Origin of the sequence: Sphingobacterium corticibacter (genome assembly GCF_003076635.1) — a bacterium.
GTDB lineage: Bacteria > Bacteroidota > Bacteroidia > Sphingobacteriales > Sphingobacteriaceae > Sphingobacterium > Sphingobacterium corticibacter.
On record NZ_QDKG01000001.1, the window covers coordinates 778,881 to 798,682 of the forward strand.

A 19,802-nucleotide genomic window follows, 5' to 3' on the forward strand; every position below is an offset into this window, starting at 1 on the left:
GATATGCGCATACATTTTATAGCGATAGGTGGTAGTGTCATGCATAACTTGGCCATTAACTTGGCTGAGCAAGGTCATCAGATCACCGGGTCGGACGATCAGATTGTAGAGCCGTCGAAGTCACGTCTGGAAAAAGCCCATCTTTTTCCGGCGGAGTTAGGATGGTTTCCAGATCAGATTACGGAAGAGCTGGATGCGATCATTTTAGGCAAACATGCCTTAGAGGATAATACAGAGTTAAAGAAAGCACGCGAAATCGGGGTGAAGATATACTCATATCCTGAATTTGTGTACGAACAAAGTATCAATAAGACACGCGTAGTGATTGCAGGGACGTACGGTAAAACGACGGTGACCAGTATGATTATGCATGTGTTGAAGAAGATGCAGGTAGAGTTCGATTATTTGGTGGGTGCACAGCTAGAAGGATTTGATTCTTTAGTGAAACTTACCAGTACTAGTCCGCTCATTATCATTGAAGGAGATGAGTATTACGCTTCTACGCTAGATAATCGCTCAAAATTCCACCTGTATCGTCCTAATATCGCGTTGATAACCGGTATCGAGTGGGACAGCTTTCGGACGGTGATATCCAGTGAAGATTATTTTGAGCAGTTTCGAAAGTTTATCGAAAGTATTACGCCTAAGGGCACATTGATATACAATAAGGACAATGCAAGTCTGCATCAGATTTTGGAAGATACAAAAGAGCTCAAAATAAATCGACATGGTTACAAAATGCCAGAGTATACGATTAATAAGGGAGTGACATCTGTGTCGGTTTGTGGTCATGATTACTCCTTAAAAGTCTTCGGAAAGCATAATCTTTCAAATATTGTTGGAGCATATACCGTATGCGAGTGGTTAGGTGTTAAAAGAAATGAATTCTATCACGCGATCCAAGATTTCAAAAGCTCTATTCGTTATTTAGAATTTGTGGCTAGTGGCAATGGGAGTGTGGTCTATCAGGATTTTGCTCACAGTCCAGCCAAAGTGAAGTCGAGTATACATGCTATTAAAGAGCAGTTTCCGGCAAAAGCGCTAGTTACTTTTATTGAACTAAATCCTTATGATGCGATAGAAGAGGATCTAATGAAGCAGTATAAACACAGTATGCAAGAGTCAGATCATGCGGTAGCATTTGTTAATATAAATTCATACAAAGAAAAAAACATTACACGAAGTCTTCTGGAAGATCACCTTGCTAAAGCGTTTGACCACCCATCATTCCATATTATCAGTGATATAGAGAAGTTGGAAACGTTTTTGGAATCTTTTCGTTCAAATGGGTATAACTTGCTCTTTATGAGTTCAAACACTCATAATGGGGTGAATATGGCTAGTCTAGCTGATAAATTTTTGAAAGAGGCGTAGAATTTTCTTATTTTATTTCTCTGTTTTATATTTTTTAGTTAAATTTGTACTATCTGCTATAAACAAAAGAGTACAAAATTTATCTATGAACACATTAGGAAAAAAAATTAGACTGTTAAGACATCAGCGAGGCTGGAGTCAGGAAGATGTAGCCAAGAGATTAGATATCTCTATTCCGGCTTTTTCAAAGATCGAAACAGGTATTACTGACGTTAATCTTTCTCGTTTAAATCAAATCGCCAACCTTTTCGAACTTAGCTTGGTGTTATTGCTATCTGATGCGGATTCTGAAGAAAGCAAGGGCGTGCAGGAAGAGATGAAAGAGTTAGGCAAAAGATTGCAAACACGTGAACTCGAGGTGATCGATTTGCAAAAAAAGGTAATTGATCTTTACGAGCAATTACATAAAAAGTAATATTAAAGCGAAAGGGCAGTCGTAATCGGCTGCCCTTTCTTTTTCGCACTAGATAATAGACCAATACGAGGATCTACCAATTAAAAGTCGTCGTCGTCGAAGTCGTCATCACCACCTAGATCCAATCCTTCCAGATCCAAGTCGTCATTGAAGTCGCTGTCGTCGTCTTCAGGCCCATCAAAGCTGAGTAATTTCTCATCTTCTAGTAAACTTCTTTCCATCGTTTCCATCACGTTTTCCATTGATTAGCTCTCTCTTTTTTTTGTAAAAATATATAAGAAAAATAAAATTCGCCACTTTTTTTTAAAAAATTACAAGCTGTTAATCAGGCAGTTATATGTTTGCTTTTGTGGTGTACTGCTTATAGAGGTTACTCACAAGAACAGGGTAGTGAGATTAGCGGAGATAAAAGAAGGGCTTGTATTCTATTTACAAGCCCTTTTAAAGTTTATACGATATATTTTTTATTCTTAATAATCGATCACCTGTACTTCCATATGCTCTGGTATAGTACGGAAATCGTATACTTGGTTACGCAGTTGAGGTTCAAAACCCGCCTCTTTGATCGATTCTTGTATAGAAGTAGAAGTAAAGCGATGTGGTGCTCCAGCAGCAGAAACTACATTTTCTTCAATCATAATCGATCCAAAATCATTCGCACCAGCATGCAAACATAACTGTGCGGTACGCTTACCAACAGTAAGCCACGAAGCTTGTATATTTTTGATATTGGGCAGCATGATACGGCTGAGCGCGATCATGCGAATGTATTCATCACCAGTCACATTGTTGGTGATGCCACGAAGACGCTTTAACAAAGTCCCATCATCTTGGAATGGCCAAGGAATAAATGCTACAAAGCCGTAATTACCTTCGGGTTTCTCTTGTTGAACTTCGCGTACCCAAACTAAGTGTTCGAAGCGCTCTTCGATGGTTTCTATATGGCCAAACATCATCGTCGCTGAGGTTGGCAAATTGATCTGATGCGCTGCGCGCATCACGTCCAACCATTCTTGACCACCACATTTTCCTTTGGAAATCAGTCTGCGAACGCGATCATTTAATATTTCGGCTCCAGCCCCTGGTAAAGAATCCAGTCCTGATTCTTTCAAAGAACGTAGGACATCGATGTGCGACATGTTTTCTAGTTTGGAAATATGCGCAATCTCGGGAGGACCTAAAGAGTGTAATCTTAGGTTGGGATATAGTGATTTGAGCTCTTTGAAGATGTTGTTGTAAAACGATAACCCTAGATCTGGGTGATGACCACCTTGCAATAGTAATTGGTCTCCACCAAACTTAAAGGTTTCTTCAATCTTCTGTTTGTAGGTTTCGATGTCGGTGATATAGCTGTCTTCATGACCTGGGCGACGGAAAAAGTTACAAAACTTACAGTTGGCGATACACACATTGGTGGTGTTCACATTGCGATCGATTTGCCAGGTGACTTTGCCATGTGGTACTTGAATTTTTCTCAATTCGTTGGCTACGTAAGCTAGGTCGGCTGTCGCGGCATGATGATACAGAAAAACTCCCTCCTCTTGCGTCAGGAAGTCGAATTGAAGGGCGCGCTCTAATAAATTATTCACTTTCATCTAAGTGCAAATATACAGGATTTTGACTATAAGTAAAGGGCAGTTGGTAATACAATATGAATTATGAGTTCTTGTTGACAAGCCAGAATTGGCACATATAAAGTGGCTTTTTTAATAGTGTATATTTTACACTATGATTTTTATATGATGTATTTTTCCGTATCTTTAAAGACAAAAGTATTTTTAATTATTTATCTCAAAACACATATGAGCCTAAAAGATTTTAAAGGTGTATTGACAGGAGATCAGGTACAAGAACTGTTCGAGAAAGCAAAAGAACATAAATTTGCATTGCCTGCCGTTAATATTATTGGTACAAATTCATTGAATGCGGTGATGGAAACAGCGAAAGCGGTTAATTCACCAGTTATTATTCAATTGTCTAACGGTGGTGCACAGTTCTATGCTGGTAAAACTGCTAACAACGATAATCTTAAAGCGTGCGTTTTAGGCGCTGTATCCGCAGCACAACATGTACACTTACTGGCTGAGCACTATGGCGTAGCGGTAATCTTACACACAGATCACGCGGCTAAAAAATTATTGCCTTGGATTGATGGGTTGTTAGACGCTGGTGAAAAATTCTATGCACAACACGGCAAACCTTTATTTTCATCTCATATGTTGGATCTTTCGGAAGAGCCTTTGGAAGAAAATATTGAAATATCTGCTAAGTATTTAGCACGCATGAAACCACTAGGCATGACGATCGAGATCGAGCTTGGTGTAACAGGTGGTGAAGAAGATGGTGTAGATAATACAGACGTAGATAGCTCTAAATTGTATACGCAACCAGAAGAGGTAGCTTATGCTTACGAAGAGTTATCTAAAATTTCAGATAAATTTACAGTTGCAGCTGCTTTTGGTAATGTGCACGGGGTATACAAACCAGGTAATGTAAAATTGCAACCAGTTATTTTGAACAACTCTCAAGAATTTATTCGTGAGAAGTTTAAATTGGATGCTCAAAAACCAGTAAACTTTGTATTCCACGGTGGTTCTGGATCTTCTCCAGAAGAAATTACAGAAGCACTTTCTTACGGAGCAATTAAGATGAACATCGATACAGATATGCAGTGGGCATTCTGGGATGGCGTTCGTCAGTACGACGCAAAGAACCATGATTATTTGCAAGCACAAATCGGAAATCCAGAAGGAACAGATTCACCAAATAAGAAATACTACGATCCACGTGTATGGTTGCGCAAAGGTGAAGAAGCTTTTGTAGCTCGTTTGAAGCAAGCTTTTGAAGAATTAAACGCGGTTAATTCTAACGATAAATTGTAGTCATTATGTTATTACGCTCTGTTTCAATAGAGCAGAAAAGGGAGACTTAAAAAGTCTCCCTTTTTCTTTTTATGAAAATTTTTAAAACTTTATGTGTTTAATAAACAATTTTGGACGAATTGTTGTTTACACCTACAAGACAACATAATTAAATCAAAAAAATAAGACCTTATGAGATCAAAATTTTATTTTTCGATGATTGCCATCTTCTGCGCTATCACTTTTGTACAACCTGTATTGGCAAACGATGAGCCAGCTGCTAAAGAAGTAACGGCAGATCCTGCCACAGAAGCTCGTATTTCTGAAATTGAAGCTCGCGTAAACGAGATCAAAGCAATGGATCGCAGCAACATGACCAAAGCAGAACGCAAGGCCATGAAAAAAGAGTTGAAAGAATTGAAAAAAGAATCAAAAGCATTGGGTGGTGGTGTGTACTTATCAGTAGGTGCTATTATCATCATTATCTTGTTGTTGATTTTAATTTTGTAATCAACGATTCTTTACTTTCAGGTAAGAAAACGGCCTAATCATTTCAACATGTTTAGGCCGTTTCTAGTATTTAATATCTTCGATTAGCGCTTATAATTGAACCACTTGATTAATTCTTTAAAAGTGACTTTCTTACCGTACATCAAGATTCCGACGCGATAGATACGCGCTGCCACCCAAGTGGTGAATATAAATCCTAACACTAATAATGCGAAAGAAGTAACGATTTGCCAAAGTGGAACATCAAATGGTATTCTTACAAGCATCGCGATAGGAGACGTTAATGGAATAAAGCTAAGCCAAGTCGCAATCGAACCATGCGGATCATTGACAATTACACCAAACGATAAGGCATATGCTAATAATAAAGGCATGGTAATCGGCATCATAAATTGATTTGTTTCCGTCTCATTGTCTACCGCAGATCCAACAGCAGCAAACAACGCACTGTATAATAAATAACCGGCTAAGAAGAACAGAAAGAAGCAGATCAGAAGTTCGGGAAAGTCAATCGATCCCAAAGCGACGTCTAGATCGAAACCGCCTGCAGTTTCTGGCATATCTGTCTGCGGCATACCTGGCGTAGTTTGTACTGATGCCGCCATTTCCTTCGAATTATCCATAAATAGAGAGGCCGCAGAGAGTAGGCCTGCACTCAAGATTACCCACAATAGAAATTGCGTCAAACCCACCAATCCGATTCCTACAATCTTGCCCATCATGAGTTGAAAAGGTTTGACCGAGGAGATGATGACTTCGACAATTCTGCTTGACTTCTCTTCGATAATGCCGCGCATGACCTGCGTGCCGTATAAGAACAGGGAAAGATACACCAAAAATGCTAATGCAATAGATATTCCCATTGCCACGCGCGTGTCGCTATCTTTGGTATCTCCCGTCTCTGTCAACTCCTTCGATGTAATGCGAATATTGGAATCCAAATCGCGAATGATCGAAGGATCTACACCTAATTCCGAATATTGATGCGCTTGCAAAATACTTGTCAAGTTGCTTTTTACTTCATTTTGCGTGGACATATTTGGCTTGCCAGAAGATAGCAATTCAATACGCTTGCTGCTGTAGAAATCAGCGGGGATGATCAATATATTGATATTGTCTTTTTTACCCTTAATCTCGGAGATCTGCTCCTGCAATTCTACGTTAGATTTGCTGTACGTGATATTGCGATTATTTTCGAGCTGCTCACTAATGCCACCTTGCTGATCCAGTACAAAGACGGTAGCATGCGTATCTTCAAAGCTTTTCTTGGTGAGATAAAAGATTCCCGCATAAAGTGCGATAAAGAATACCGGTACCAAAAAGGTAACCAACAAGAATGATTTTTTGCGCACCCGAGATAGGTATTCGCGTTGTATGATAAGTGATATTTTGTTCATGGCGGATGCTTAAAACTTTTTAATGTTAGTGACCTGCTCGATAAATATATCGTTCATAGAAGGCACTATTTCCAAAATCTGGTTGATGTTGATTTGTGGAATCAGGAATGATAATACGTCATTAAGATTATAAGAAGGGGAGATCTGTATTTTGGCCGTATGTTCGCCATCGTCTTCCGTCTGATCTAGTATATGGTACAGCTCGCTATTACTTTGTAATAATTCCGCCGAATCTTTGGCAGTATAGCTCAGTTTGTAGGTTTGGTTTTTGTGGCTGGCTTTTATTTCTTTCACCGCGCCGTCCAAGATCTTTTTCGATTTATTAATCAAAGCAATTTGATCACATAACTCTTCTACTGACTCCATGCGGTGAGTAGAATAGATGATCGTTGTACCTTTTTTATTTAGCTCTAAAATTTCATCTTGGATAATTTGCGCATTAACGGGGTCGAATCCCGAGAAGGGTTCATCCAAGATAATCAATTCTGGTTCGTGCAATACTGTCGCGACAAACTGCACTTTCTGCTGCATACCTTTACTCAGGTCTTCGACTTTCTTTTTCCACCAGCTTTCGATTTGTAGCTTTTCGAACCAGTATTTGATTTTCTTCTTCGCTTCTTCTTTGGGCAAACCTTTGAGCTGTGCCAAATAGATCATCTGTTCGCCGATTTCCATCTTCTTGTACAATCCGCGTTCTTCGGGTAGGTATCCGATGCGGCTGATGTGTTTGGGTTGTAATGGCTCTCCCTGAAAGAAAATTTCACCAGCATCGGGCGCTGTGATCTGATTAATGATACGAATAAGCGAAGTTTTTCCGGCGCCGTTAGGTCCTAATAGGCCAAATATTTGCCCTTCGGGCACTAAAAGAGAAACATCGTCCAACGCGCGGTGGTTGGCGTATTGTTTCACAATGTTGCGAATGTCTAACATGGATAAGATTGGTTTTTTCGAGGCTTAAATTACTGAAATATCTCGACCTAAGCGATATTTTTGGTGAGATAAGCCGTTTTAGGCGGTATTCTCCCGTTTTCATGGATAAATGCTACCTTTGCATATGTTGATCAAAACGGCAGAGTTCATCTGCAGCAATACACAAATTGATAAATTACCCGAGCCTAATAAGCCAGAATATGCTTTCATTGGCCGATCCAATGTGGGTAAATCCTCGCTCATCAATGCGATTACGGGAAGAAAATATCTGGCCAAAACGTCTCAGAAACCAGGTAAAACGCAGTTGATTAATCATTTTTTGATTAATGATAATTGGTACTTGGTCGATCTTCCGGGTTATGGCTTTGCACAAACTTCGAAAAAGAATCGTTCCGACTGGGAGAAATTCATCCGTGCTTATCTGACGCGTCGTGAAACGTTGCAATGTGTATTTGTATTGATCGATAGCCGCCACGAACCTCAGAAAATTGATTTGGACTTTGTGTATTGGTTGGGCGAAAAAGGATTGCCTTTTATGTTGGTTTTCACCAAAGCTGATAAACATTCCGGTGTAAAATCCGACCAAAACATTGCTAAATTTCGTCGTGCTTTAAAACAATGGTTTGAAGAAGTTCCGGCTCACTTCCTAACGTCTTCAGAAACGAAAATCGGCTGTGATGAGTTGTTGAATACCATTGGTGATATTAATGAAAACTTCGTATTGCCTCCGAAAATATGAAGAAGTACATGTCCTTAGTGCTTTTCGCACATAGTATTTTCGCACTGCCCTTCGCGATTATTGGTTTTTTCTTAGCGGTCTCGATGGGCTTGTTTCACTTCGATTGGCTCTTATTTGGGCTGATGTTAGTTTGTATGGTGACGGCTCGCAACTCGGCGATGGCTTTCAATCGCTATTTGGATCGCGATATCGACGCATTGAATGCGCGTACCGCGGTGCGTGACATTCCCGCAGGGCGAGTTGCCCCGCGCGAAGCGCTTATTTTTACAATCGTAAATTGTGTGATATTCATTGTCGCCACCTATTTCATTAATCCACTATGTTTGTTTTTAGCGCCGATTGCTTTGTTCGTGGTGTTGTTCTATTCTTACATGAAGCGCATATCGCCGTTGTGCCATTTGGTATTGGGTTTAGGTTTGGGATTAGCGCCTGTCGGCGCCTATTTAGCGGTAGCTGGACAGTTTCATATCGTTCCAATTTTTTTCGGTCTTTCGGTCTTAACTTGGGTGAGCGGGTTTGATATTATTTACGCTTTACAAGACGAATCCTTCGATCGGGAGCATGGACTGCATTCTATTCCCGCGCGTTTTGGCGCAGCCAAAGCCTTGCAGATTTCGACTTTGCTACACGTATTGTCATTTATGTTTGTTTTATTGCCTTTGTTTTATATTCCAGTTAGCTGGCCCTATTATGTTGGATTGGTTTGCTACGGCGGACTGCTGATCTATCAGCACCGTATTGTGAGCCCGACCGATTTAAGTAAAGTAGATCGCGCTTTTATGACCACGAACGGCATTGCTTCGGTGGTATTTATGTTCTGTTTTCTGTTGAATTTATGGGTATTAGGATAAGTATTTGCTAGCTATATAAAACAGACAGGGCAATCCATTTCGGATTGCCCTGTCTGTTTTATTGCCAACCGCCACCTAGCGATCGGTAGAGATCCACCAAAGCGTTGTACTGTGATTTCTGCGATTCGATTAGTTCAAATTTTGATTCGAGCACATCCCGTTGTGTGGTCAGCACTTCCATATAATCGGCATGTGCTGCGCTAAATAGATCATTGGCAATCTGTATCGACTCATTGAGTACATTGACTTGCCGGTTCTTGTAGCGCGTTCCTTCTACGGCATTGTGGTATTTAGAAAGCTGATTCGCCACTTCTACGTAAGCATTTAATACCGTCTGTTCATACTCAAATACCGACTGAATTTGCTTGGAATTGGCCGTTAGGTAATCTGCCTGAATGGCTTTTTTATTCACCAACGGTGCCATCAAATCTCCAGCGAGCGAATAGACCAGCGATTGTGGCGTTTTCAATAGATAAGCAGGATTAAATGCCTGATAGCCGATCGAGGCCGAAATACCCAAGGAAGGATAGAAACGTGCTTTGGCCACTTTTACATCCAGATCCGCGGCTGCCATGCTGAGTTCTGCTTGGCGCACATCAGGGCGATTTTCCAGCAATTGTGCTGGCAGCCCAGCGTCCAGAGCGGCTAACGTGTTTTCATCAAACTCGGCAGTGGTGCGCTCAATGTGCTGCGGAAAACGACCAGCTAGATAGTTCAGTTTGTTTTCCGTTTCTACGATGTGCTGATCTATTTCAAACTGCAGGCTTTGTGTTTTAAGCAATTCAGCCTCAAACTTTTTGACCGCCAATTCTGTGACGCGAGTTGCCAGTTTTTGCACTTTGGCAGTCGTCAAGGCATTCTCTTGCAAAGCGATATTTTGTTGCAAGATGATGCGTTGCTGATCGAGCGCCAATAACTCATAATAGCTGTTGGCAATCTCCGCGACCAGATTAGTCACCATAAAATTCTTGCCTTCTACCGAAGATAAGAAACGTAGCTGCGCCGCCTTCGTGGCATTGTGCAACTTATGCCATATATCGATTTCCCAATTGGCAAACAATGCGGCACCAAAGTCGGGCATTGGTTCTGGATTTTCTTTTCCGTGGCGAATCTCCACTTCTCTTTCCAATGCACCCAATGGCGTATTTTCACTGCGTTTTTCGACGCCAGCGCCACCGCGCACACCGACAAAGGGTAAGTATTCCCCTTTGCGTGCCAACACCTCATTGCTCGAGATGGCGATCTCTTGCAGCATCACATTCAATTCCTGATTGTGTAATAATGCGGTATCTATCAGTTGCACCAAATGCGGATCGTTGAAGTATTTGTTCCAATGTAGATCGGCTATGTTCCGCGTAGAATCTGCCTGTGCGTAGGCTTGCGGCAAAGCTGCAGTAGATGCTTGCTTTTCGATGATCTTTGGCGTGCCGCAGCTGCTTGCTAAAGCGGATGCTACGAGCAGGGTGCTATATAATAAAGTTGTTCTTTTCATTAGTTTTCAATTTTTTCGAGCAAAGGCATTTCTTCCTCGTCTTTGATGAGTTTCCGTTTGTTGGCGATCGTTCCGAAGATGAAATACAATCCAGGTACGACGATAACGCCGAAGATCGTACCGAGCAGCATACCACCGGCGGCGGCAGCACCAATAGTGCGGTTTCCGATCGCGCCCGGTCCGTGCGCCATCACCATCGGAATCATACCAGCGATAAAAGCAAAAGATGTCATCAAGATCGGGCGAAAACGTACGCGCGCGCCCATCACAGCAGCGCGATAGATTGATAGTCCTTCGGCATGTTTTTGCATCGCAAACTCCACAATCAATACCGCATTCTTACCGAGCAAACCGACGAGCATGACTAATCCCACCTGCGCGTACACATCATTGGCTAAGCCCATGATCTTGAGTAATAAAAAGGTGCCGAATATTCCGGCAGGTAGCGAAAAGATAACCGATAGCGGAATGATGAAACTTTCGTACTGCGCTGCTAATACCAGATACACAAATCCGAGCACGACCAAGAAGATATAGATCGCCTCGTTACCACGAGCGGCTTCATCTTTTGTTAATCCTTCCCAACCAATGTCATAACCTCTTGGTAAAGTTTGTGCGGCTACTTCTTGAATTGCCTGAATGGCTTCTCCTGTACTATAGCCATTAGCTGGTTCGCCTTTAATAGCCGATGATGGATACATATTATAACGTGTAATCTCATTCAATCCCTGCGTTTTGTGCATGGTCATGAAAGCGGAGTAAGGCACCATTTCGTCGCGATCATTCTTCACGTACAATTTCATAATATCGTCTGGCAAAGCGCGGTATTCGGGCGATGCTTGCACGTAAACTTTATAAAAAGTACCGAAGCGGATAAAACCTTGCTCGTACGTACTACCAATCAAGATAGAGAGGTTGTTCATCGCATTTTCTATGTTCACACCTTTTTGCATGGCAGCTTCGTTATCAATTTCTAGTTCAAATTGCGGATAGTTCGCCGAAAAGAAGGTAAACATACCCGTCAATTCTTTACGCTTACGCAAAGCAGTCATAAACTCATCATTCACCTGTTCCAATGCTTTATAGTCATCAGTATTGGTTTTATCTAATAGACGAAGTGAAAAACCGCCTGCTGCACCATAACCCGGTACGGCTGGTGGACCAAAGAACTCAATCGTTGCACCCGCAATATTCTTGGTGTGCTCTTCGAGTTGTTCGATAATCTCCGGTACGCTGTGCGTCCGCTCCGACCAATCTTTGAGCTCGATCAGACAGGTTCCGGCATTGGATCCACGACCTTCGGTCAAGATTTCGTAACCCGCCAAAGCTGTTACCGAAGCCACGCCATCCACATGCTCAGCTGCTTTTTGCAGTTGGCGCGCCAGATCATTGGTGCGTTCCAAAGTAGATCCTGGAGGCGTTTGTACGATGGCGTAAATCATTCCCTGATCCTCATTAGGTATAAAACCTGAAGGAAGCGTTCTTGAAATACCAAAAATACCGACCGCAAATGCTGCCAATAAGGTAAAGGTCACCACGCGACGGTTGACAATGCGTTTTAAGAACAAGGCATAACGCACATTCAAACGATCGAATTTTTTGTTGAATACAGCCAAGAATTTCTCGATAGGATTGAGTTTGGCCTTCTTGCCTTTATGCGGTTTTAGAAGCATCGCACAAAGCACTGGTGTGAGTGTCAAGGCTACGAAACCTGAAATGACAATGGAACAGGCCATCGTGATGGCAAATTGCCGGAAGAATACACCGACTGGTCCGGTCATAAATGCCACGGGAACAAACACCGCCGTCATTAATAAGGTGATCGCGATTACTGCGCCGCTAATCTCTTTGATGACTTCTACTACGGCAGCATAAGGTCGCAAATGCTTTTCATGCATCTTGGCATGCACGGCTTCGACGACCACAATGGCATCATCCACCACCACACCGATCGCCAGCACCAAGGCAAAGAGTGTGATGAGGTTGATGGTAAGTCCAAATGCCTGCATAAACATAAATGCACCAATGAGCGAAACGGGAACGGCAATAATCGGAATCAGCGTAGAACGCCAATCGCCCAAAAACAGGTAAACCACGAGGGCTACCAAGATGAACGCTTCGCCCAAGGTATGTACGACTTTATCAATGGAAGCATTTAAGAAATTGGATACATCGTAGGTAATTTTATAATCCATTCCAGGAGGAAAAGAAGAAGCTTTGATCTCTTCGAGCTTATCTTTTACCTCTTTGATCACCTCATTGGCATTACTACCGTAGTTTTGTTTTAAGGTAATGGAGGCGGAAGGCAAGCCGTCTAGGTTAGAATAAATATCATAGAATTCACTGCCTAACTCCACCGTTCCGATGTCTTTCAATTTCAAGCTTTCGCCTTCGGGATTGGATCGGATGATGATGTTTTCGTATTGATCGGTTTTATTGTACCGGCCTTTGTAGGTAAGCACGTATTCCAGCGATTGAGAGCGCTTGCCCGTACTTTGTCCGAGGCGACCTGGTGTTCCGATGATGCTTTGTTGGCTCATCGCCTCCATCACTTCATCAGTAGAAATGTTGTAGGCGCGCATGCGATCTGGATTCAACCAAATCCGCATCGCGTAAATCCGGCTTCCCAAAATTTTGGCACTACCTACGCCGTTTAGTCGGGAGATTTCTGGGATGACATTGACGTTGGCAAAGTTGTACAGGAATTTCTGATCCGCATTGGGATCCTTGCTGTACACATTCACGTACATCAGCATATTGGGCGATGTATAACTTACCACCAAACCTTCGCGTTGTACGAGTTCAGGTAGTCGGTTGGTGACTTGCTCAATCCGCGTTTTCACATTGACCATCGCTTGGCTGGGATCTGTTCCCAAATCAAAATAAACCATGATCGTCGCTTCACCCGCACTGGTGGCATCGGAAGTCATGTATTTCATTCCCGGTGCGCCATTAATGGATTTTTCCATCGGAATGAGTACGGATTCAGTCAATACATTGGCGCTGGCGCCAGGGTAAGCAATATTAACGACGACCACAGGAGGGGCAATGTCTGGAAATTGCGAAATCGGAAGTGTGCCGATGGCCAATAAGCCGAGGAACACGACCACAATAGAGAGGACGATGGCAAGCACCGGCCGTTTTATAAATTTTTCAAACATGTTTCTTAATACTTTAAGGTGGACGTATAACTTATTCGCTAGCCAAGGTGAGTTTGCTCATCGCTTCGCGCGGTGCTTCATAGTCGACTACCACTTTATCGCCATCCTGTACTTTACGAATGCCTTCGAGCAAGATTTTTTCTTTTCCACTTAATCCAGATCCTACAATAAATAAATCGGGCATTTCCGCTTTGATCTGAATCGGAGTCAATTTCACTTGATTATCGGCATTGATCACATACACATATCTTTTGTCCATGATTTCAAAGCTGGCTTTTTGCGGAATAATCACCGCATGCGGCATGGGTACAGCCATGAGGATCGTACCTGTCTGTCCATTTCTCAAGATGTTTTTCGGGTTAGGAAAGGTAGCCCGGAAAGCAATGTTACCCGTCTCGTTGTTGAAGTCCGCTTCGATGGTTTCAACTTTACCTGCGTTTTCAAACACCTGCTGATTGGCCAAAAAGAGCTGCACCTGATCGAGGTTATGCTCGCTGGCGTTGTTTTTATAATTAAGGTATTCGGCCTCTGGTACATTGAAATACACCCACATCTGGCTATTGTCGGACAGGCTGGTCAATAGATCGCCCTCATCGACCAAACTTCCTAGTCGAAGATTTAAGTGATCCACATAACCATCATAAGGTGCGGTGATGCGTGTGAATTGCAGATGCGTTTTAGCGAGTTCCATTTCGGCTTCAGCACGTTTGTATTTGGCTTTTGCCAATGCCAGTTCATTGGCAGAGACCACATTTTTATCAAATAAGGTTTGCGCATTGAGCACTTCTATACGAGTGGTTTCCAGTTCGGCTTCTGTTTTATGAAACTCTGCATTATAAACATTGGGCATGATTTGGAATAGGAGCTGTCCTTTGTGCACGTACTGTCCTTCGTCTACGAATACCTTTTCTAGATAGCCACGCTCTTGTGAGCGGATTTCAATATGTCGGATCGAACGGATCTGGCTGACATATTGTTTGGTAATCGTGGTGTCTTGTACTAAAGGTGAGGTGGCCGTGTAGTGACCTTCTTCTTCTGTATGCGTGTGCTTTTGTTGGCAAGATGTAGCTATGCATACCGATACCAAGCTATACAAAATGGTGTTAAATTTCATACTAGATATGATGTTTTTATCAGAAATTGATTTAATAAATACGTTTTGGGAGATGGCGTAGTGGGCGCAGATGCAAATTGTAGCTGCACAGGCGATGGTACACCAAATGAACGCTAACTGCTATAATTAGTGCAGTTTAGCAAAGCTCCAGATAGGAGAAGGGAAGAAGGCTAAATGCGAAAATCTTGGAATAGGATGTACCGTTCGGTACGTATCGCCAGTTGGTTGGCGATATGTCTAGTGTAAGTCGGTAAGCAAGTTACGGATTGAGCGAGCTCATCGTAGCACCATCTAGGATGGAAGCCTTGCTGTGCAAAGCGATCTGCATGCGGTGCAGCATCCTCTTTTTTGACCGATATTTCTTCTACTTGTTCAATTGCTTGATCGGTAGCGTGATGAGAAGAAGCGTGAGTAGAATATTGATGATGTTGTAGGGTAGGTGGGGTAGTGGTGTTGGTAGTAGATGCGGTGATAAATTCGCATTGTACAGCGAGGGGCGGAACAGTGCGTAGTTTGTCTGGCATAGTTTGGCCTGATACCATATAGATGGTAAACATCCAAAACCCTAATAGGGCCAACAACCGATTCATGCGCGTTTCCATGCGCTGCAAATGTAAAAAAAAGTCGGAAAACGCGATGTTAAATTTTTATTAATATCCATCGAACAATGTATTATTTTTTTTGACATGACTAAAATCACAGCCCTAGCACAAATACGAGTAAAATCACCATGAAAACTGTAAATAATAGTATCTTCCCACAATTACTTAGATCAGATTATTGCTGATTTGTTGTCAACTTTTGATCCTATTATTAACTTTTCCGACAAAATTAGGCTAATATTATTGGCAATGCGTTCTAAAAACGTTTTCTTTGCAAGAATCTAAAGAGGCATTAATGGCGAAGAATTTATTGATAGTAGAGTCCCCTGCAAAGGCTAAGACGATTGAAGGTTATTTAGGTAAAGATTTCCTGGTAAAATCTAGCTACGGACACATCCGGGATTTGGTAAAAACCGACGATGCTATTGATACCGCCAATAAGTTCGAACAACGCTACGAAGTTCCATCCGATAAAAAAGCGGTGGTTAGCGAATTAAAGAAACTCGCTAAGCAAGCGGAAACCGTATGGTTAGCATCCGATGAGGACCGCGAGGGAGAAGCTATTTCTTGGCATCTTTTTGAGACTTTAGGTCTTAAAGATGACAGTACTAAGCGAATTGTATTTCACGAGATTACCAAGCCTGCTATCTTAAAAGCGATAGAAGCACCAAGAAAAATTGATTATAATTTAGTGTATGCGCAACAAGCACGTCGTGTGCTGGATCGTTTGGTAGGTTTCGAATTGTCGCCCGTTTTATGGCGCAAAGTAAAGCCTTCTTTATCGGCTGGTCGTGTACAATCTGTGGCGGTTCGTTTGATTGTAGATCGAGAGCGCGAAATAAATAAATTTGAAGCAACTGCTTCCTTTAAAGTAACCGCCATATTTTCTACGGGCAATGGACGTGAATTATTTAAGGCTGAGCTGCCGCAACGCTTTGATAAGAAGCAAGAAGCGCATGATTTCTTGCAAGATTGTATTGCCGCTGCCTTTGAGATCAATTCATTAGAAAAGAAACCTGCGAAACGCAGTCCATCTGCACCATTTACCACATCGACCTTGCAACAAGAAGCGAGTAGAAAACTGGGTTTTTCGGTAGCGCGCACGATGCAAGTCGCCCAAAGATTGTACGAAGCTGGGCATATCACCTACATGCGTACCGATTCGGTAAACTTATCGGATACCGCAATTGAAAGCGCTCGCGCAGAGATTGTGAATGCATATGGTGATAAATACCACAAACAACGCCAATACAGAACCAAATCAGCCGGAGCCCAAGAGGCACACGAGGCGATTCGTCCAACTTACTTCGCTAATCATACCGTAGATGTAGACGCGTCAGAGAAACGGCTTTACGAGTTGATTTGGAAGCGTGCCATTGCTTCTCAAATGAGCGAAGCCGAGTTCGAAAAAACGGTAGCTAAGATTCACATATCTACCCGTGCCGAAGAATTTGTGGCAAATGGTGAGATCATGAAATTCGACGGATTCCTAAAAGTATACATGGAATCGATGGATGAGGATCAAGAAGGCGGATTGGATAATGATGGTGATAATGCCTTATTGCCACCTTTGATAAAGGGACAAGCGCTACAATTGAACGACTTGTCGGCTACGGAACGCTTTTCGAGACCGCCAGCGCGTTTTACGGAGGCGTCTTTAGTGAAAAAATTGGAGGAACTAGGTATTGGTAGACCATCTACCTACGCGCCAACGATTTCGACTATTCAGAATCGTGGTTATGTGGTCAAAGAAGAACGAGAAGGTCGCGAGCGTCAGTTCGATGTATTGACCGTTAAAAATAAAGAAGTCATTCAGGAGACCAAAACCGAGATAACGGGCGCGGAGCGCAATAAAATGTTTCCGACCGATATCGGTATGTTGGTAAATGACTTTCTGATTCAGCACTTTAAAGGAATCGTGGATTATCATTTCACCGCCAAGGTGGAGAAGGAGTTTGATGAGATCGCACATGGTGCGAAGGAATGGACGGATATGTTAGAGGATTTCTATGGCCCTTTCCACAGTGAAGTGCAAGATACCATGGAGAATGCTGATCGTGCGAATAGTGAGCGTGAGTTGGGTGTAGATCCAGTTTCTGGCAAACCGATCAGTGTGCGTGTCGGAAAATTTGGTCCACTCGTACAGATTGGATCACCAGATGACGAAGAGAAACCACGTTTTGCTTCCTTACGTAAAGGGCAGATGATTGAAACGATCACGCTAGAAGATGCCTTGGAACTCTTCAAATTGCCGAAGAAAGTGGGCGTTTATGAAGATAAGGATATGTCGGTCGCGATTGGTCGTTTTGGCCCTTATATTCGCCACGACAGTTCTTTTTATTCACTACCAAAAGGAGTAGATCCCTTGGATGTGACAGAGCAAGAAGCGGTGACTATTATTGAGGAGAAACGCCAGAAAGATCGTGATAAAGTGATCCGTGTATTCGACGAGAATCCAGATGCGCAGATCGAAAATGGCCGTTGGGGTCCATTTATTCGATTAGGAAAGCAAAATATCAAAATCCCTAAAGGCACGGAAGTTGAAAAAATCACCTACGAAGATGTGCTCAAATGGGCTGAAACAGCACCGAAACCTAAAAAAGGTGCTGTAGCCACCAAAGCCGCTGCTAAAACAGCTACTAAAGCTCCTAAGAAAAAGGCGACGACGACTAAAAAAGCAACTACAAAAAAGAAATCCTAATCATGAAAAAGGATCTGCCGGAAAATAAGGTGTCGGGAGTGGATGTAGCGGTCGTTTTAGAGAGCGATTCGCCACAAGGTAAGGTGTGGAATGTATACTTAATCAATGAGCAAAAGGCCGAACTGCAAAATGTCTTGGTATCTTCCAAAGGATATGGTGTCAAAGATAGCAGAGAGGTAAAAACCACCACCTTGCGACATTTCTTGGGAGATGTGCTTGCTCAGTCAGCCATCAAGATTGAGGCGATTGATACCGAAGTATTTGGCCTGACGAATGAATATTGGGTCAGTTATTACGTAGATAATGTGATGTATGATAAGAAATACATCTTCCTGCCAGAAAGCATTGTGGACGAAAACCTTATTAAAACTCCTTTTGTGGGAAAACCGGGCGTTATGATAGGAGGTCAGAACTAATGGCGAAGAACAACTTTGTGATTGCTATTGATGGCTTTTCGTCCTGCGGAAAAAGCACGGTTGCCAAAGCTTTGGCAAAGAAATTAAACTTCGTTTTCGTAGATAGTGGCGCGATGTACCGTGCCGTCACACTGTATTTTATACAGAATAACGTGGATATGAACGACGACGCGCAAGTCGCGGCAGCCATTGCGGATATACACATTGATTTTATTCCTAATAGCCAACAAACTCAAATCTTGTTGAACGGCGAAGACATTTCCGATGCGATTCGTACGATGGAAGTATCTTCGTTGGTAAGTGAGGTAAGTGCACTGAAACAAGTGCGTACAGCGATGGTCGCGCAGCAGCAAAAATTGGGTGCAAAACGCAATATCGTGATGGATGGCCGTGATATCGGCACAACGGTGTTTCCGCAAGCGGATCTCAAGATCTTTATGACCGCTGATCCGTATATCCGTGCAGAACGACGTTTCGCTGAGTTGGCTGCCAAAGGCGAGCAGCTCACGATGGAAGAGGTGAAGGAAAACCTAGCGCATCGTGATCATATTGATAGTACTCGCGAAGAAAGTCCGCTGCGCCAAGCCGAAGATGCGGTTGTATTGGATAATTCTCAATTAACACAGGAGCAGCAATTGGATTTTGTGTTGGATCTGTATCAGCAGGCGAAAAAGGCTTCTCCAAAGTAAGCTAGATCGCTTCGTGCTATCGTGATGATGGTATGATTAGATGTTTGCAATCCTTACTAATGCTACGTCTTTGCGAAGCCGAGGCACGAGGCTGCGGCAATCTCATTCCATGTATTTCATCGATTTATTTTATGAAATGTTGTAGATTGCTTCGTCGTGCCTTCTCGCAATGACGCGATTTATTCCTTCGCTTGTACTAATGAACTTGCCGTCTTTGCGAAGCCGAGGTACGGGGTTGCAGCAATCTTATTATTAACCTTATTAACTATATCAATTCTATTAACTTGAAAAAATAGATCGCTTCGTACCTCGCGATGACGATATGATATTTGCAATCCTCACTATAGCTGCGTCTTTGCGAAGCCGAGGTACGGGGTTGCGGCAATCTTATTATTAACCTTATTAACTATATCAATTCTATTAACTTGAAAAAAATAGATCGCTTCGTCGCCTCGCGATGACGTTATGATTTGACAAGAGCTTACAAAACCCTTAAAAACGCATACAAAAAAACTCCTGAAACGGGGAGTTTCAGGAGTTTACCAAACCA

The 19,802-nt window shown here is 42.6% G+C and carries 17 protein-coding genes; 9 read left to right on the forward strand and 8 right to left on the reverse strand.

The annotated features are described in order from the left end of the window. Window positions 1-3: 3 nt before the first annotated feature. Window positions 4-1,374 (forward strand): Mur ligase family protein, encoded by a 1,371-nt coding sequence (locus DC487_RS03325; protein WP_116774512.1) that lies wholly within the window; start codon window positions 4-6, stop codon window positions 1,372-1,374. Between the two features lie 85 nt (window positions 1,375-1,459). After that, window positions 1,460-1,789 carry a helix-turn-helix domain-containing protein gene (locus DC487_RS03330; RefSeq protein ID WP_116774513.1) on the forward strand — a complete coding sequence of 110 codons (330 nt, stop codon included), beginning with the start codon at window positions 1,460-1,462 and terminating at the stop codon, window positions 1,787-1,789. Between the two features lie 80 nt (window positions 1,790-1,869). Here DC487_RS03330 and DC487_RS17190 read toward each other — a convergent pair whose 3' ends face one another. Further along, window positions 1,870-2,010, reverse strand: coding sequence for a hypothetical protein (locus DC487_RS17190; RefSeq protein ID WP_165798987.1), 141 nt, complete (start codon window positions 2,008-2,010; stop codon window positions 1,870-1,872). A 249-nt stretch (window positions 2,011-2,259) separates the two neighbouring features. After that, on the reverse strand, window positions 2,260-3,384 hold the full coding sequence (locus DC487_RS03335) for a CofH family radical SAM protein (protein WP_116774514.1): 1,125 nt from the start codon (window positions 3,382-3,384) through the stop codon (window positions 2,260-2,262). Window positions 3,385-3,591: 207 nt separating this feature from the next. Between DC487_RS03335 and fbaA the strand changes: the two genes are divergently transcribed. Then, the gene (gene fbaA, locus DC487_RS03340) at window positions 3,592-4,671 is read left to right on the forward strand and encodes a class II fructose-bisphosphate aldolase (RefSeq protein WP_116775022.1); all 1,080 of its coding nucleotides are present in this window, start codon (window positions 3,592-3,594) and stop codon (window positions 4,669-4,671) included. A 171-nt stretch (window positions 4,672-4,842) separates the two neighbouring features. Next, window positions 4,843-5,160: a hypothetical protein gene (locus DC487_RS03345; RefSeq protein ID WP_116774515.1), complete on the forward strand. Its 318-nt coding sequence runs from the start codon at window positions 4,843-4,845 to the stop codon at window positions 5,158-5,160. Between the two features lie 83 nt (window positions 5,161-5,243). Here the strand turns inward: DC487_RS03345 and DC487_RS03350 are convergent, their stop codons facing one another. Both DC487_RS03350 and DC487_RS03355 read right to left on the reverse strand, forming a co-directional pair. Continuing rightward, window positions 5,244-6,557 carry an ABC transporter permease gene (locus tag DC487_RS03350; protein ID WP_116774516.1) on the reverse strand — a complete coding sequence of 438 codons (1,314 nt, stop codon included), beginning with the start codon at window positions 6,555-6,557 and terminating at the stop codon, window positions 5,244-5,246. Between the two features lie 9 nt (window positions 6,558-6,566). Continuing rightward, a complete protein-coding gene (locus tag DC487_RS03355; RefSeq protein ID WP_116774517.1) occupies window positions 6,567-7,487 on the reverse strand; it encodes an ABC transporter ATP-binding protein in 921 nt (306 codons plus the stop codon). A gap of 124 nt (window positions 7,488-7,611) precedes the next feature. Between DC487_RS03355 and yihA the strand changes: the two genes are divergently transcribed. Together yihA and DC487_RS03365 are read left to right on the forward strand one after the other, a co-directional pair. After that, window positions 7,612-8,226, forward strand: a complete 615-nt coding sequence (gene yihA, locus DC487_RS03360; protein WP_116774518.1) for a ribosome biogenesis GTP-binding protein YihA/YsxC — start codon at window positions 7,612-7,614, stop codon at window positions 8,224-8,226. Continuing rightward, window positions 8,223-9,077 carry a 4-hydroxybenzoate octaprenyltransferase gene (locus DC487_RS03365; protein WP_116774519.1) on the forward strand — a complete coding sequence of 285 codons (855 nt, stop codon included), beginning with the start codon at window positions 8,223-8,225 and terminating at the stop codon, window positions 9,075-9,077. Before yihA ends, DC487_RS03365 begins: the two co-directional genes overlap by 4 nt. Before the next feature lie 58 nt (window positions 9,078-9,135). Here DC487_RS03365 and DC487_RS03370 read toward each other — a convergent pair whose 3' ends face one another. The 4 genes from DC487_RS03370 to DC487_RS03385 all read right to left on the reverse strand — a co-directional run bounded on the left by DC487_RS03370 (window position 9,136) and on the right by DC487_RS03385 (window position 15,446). Beyond that, the gene (locus DC487_RS03370; protein WP_116774520.1) at window positions 9,136-10,569 is read right to left on the reverse strand and encodes a TolC family protein; all 1,434 of its coding nucleotides are present in this window, start codon (window positions 10,567-10,569) and stop codon (window positions 9,136-9,138) included. Continuing rightward, a complete protein-coding gene (locus tag DC487_RS03375; protein WP_116774521.1) occupies window positions 10,569-13,730 on the reverse strand; it encodes an efflux RND transporter permease subunit in 3,162 nt (1,053 codons plus the stop codon). Before DC487_RS03375 ends, DC487_RS03370 begins: the two co-directional genes overlap by 1 nt. 31 nt (window positions 13,731-13,761) lie before the next feature. Then, on the reverse strand, window positions 13,762-14,844 hold the full coding sequence (locus tag DC487_RS03380; RefSeq protein ID WP_116774522.1) for an efflux RND transporter periplasmic adaptor subunit: 1,083 nt from the start codon (window positions 14,842-14,844) through the stop codon (window positions 13,762-13,764). Window positions 14,845-15,014: 170 nt separating this feature from the next. Further along, window positions 15,015-15,446 (reverse strand): hypothetical protein, encoded by a 432-nt coding sequence (locus DC487_RS03385; RefSeq protein ID WP_116774523.1) that lies wholly within the window; start codon window positions 15,444-15,446, stop codon window positions 15,015-15,017. A gap of 295 nt (window positions 15,447-15,741) precedes the next feature. Here DC487_RS03385 and topA point away from each other — a divergent pair, with 295 nt between their 5' ends. From topA to cmk, 3 genes are read left to right on the forward strand one after another with little or no spacing between them, the layout of a single operon-like run. Continuing rightward, a complete protein-coding gene (gene topA / locus DC487_RS03390; protein WP_116774524.1) occupies window positions 15,742-18,147 on the forward strand; it encodes a type I DNA topoisomerase in 2,406 nt (801 codons plus the stop codon). A gap of 2 nt (window positions 18,148-18,149) precedes the next feature. After that, entirely contained in the window at window positions 18,150-18,563 is a 414-nt protein-coding gene (locus DC487_RS03395; protein WP_116774525.1) for a hypothetical protein, read from the forward strand. Then, a complete protein-coding gene (gene cmk / locus DC487_RS03400) occupies window positions 18,563-19,252 on the forward strand; it encodes a (d)CMP kinase (protein WP_116774526.1) in 690 nt (229 codons plus the stop codon). Before DC487_RS03395 ends, cmk begins: the two co-directional genes overlap by 1 nt. Window positions 19,253-19,802 lie beyond the last annotated feature (550 nt).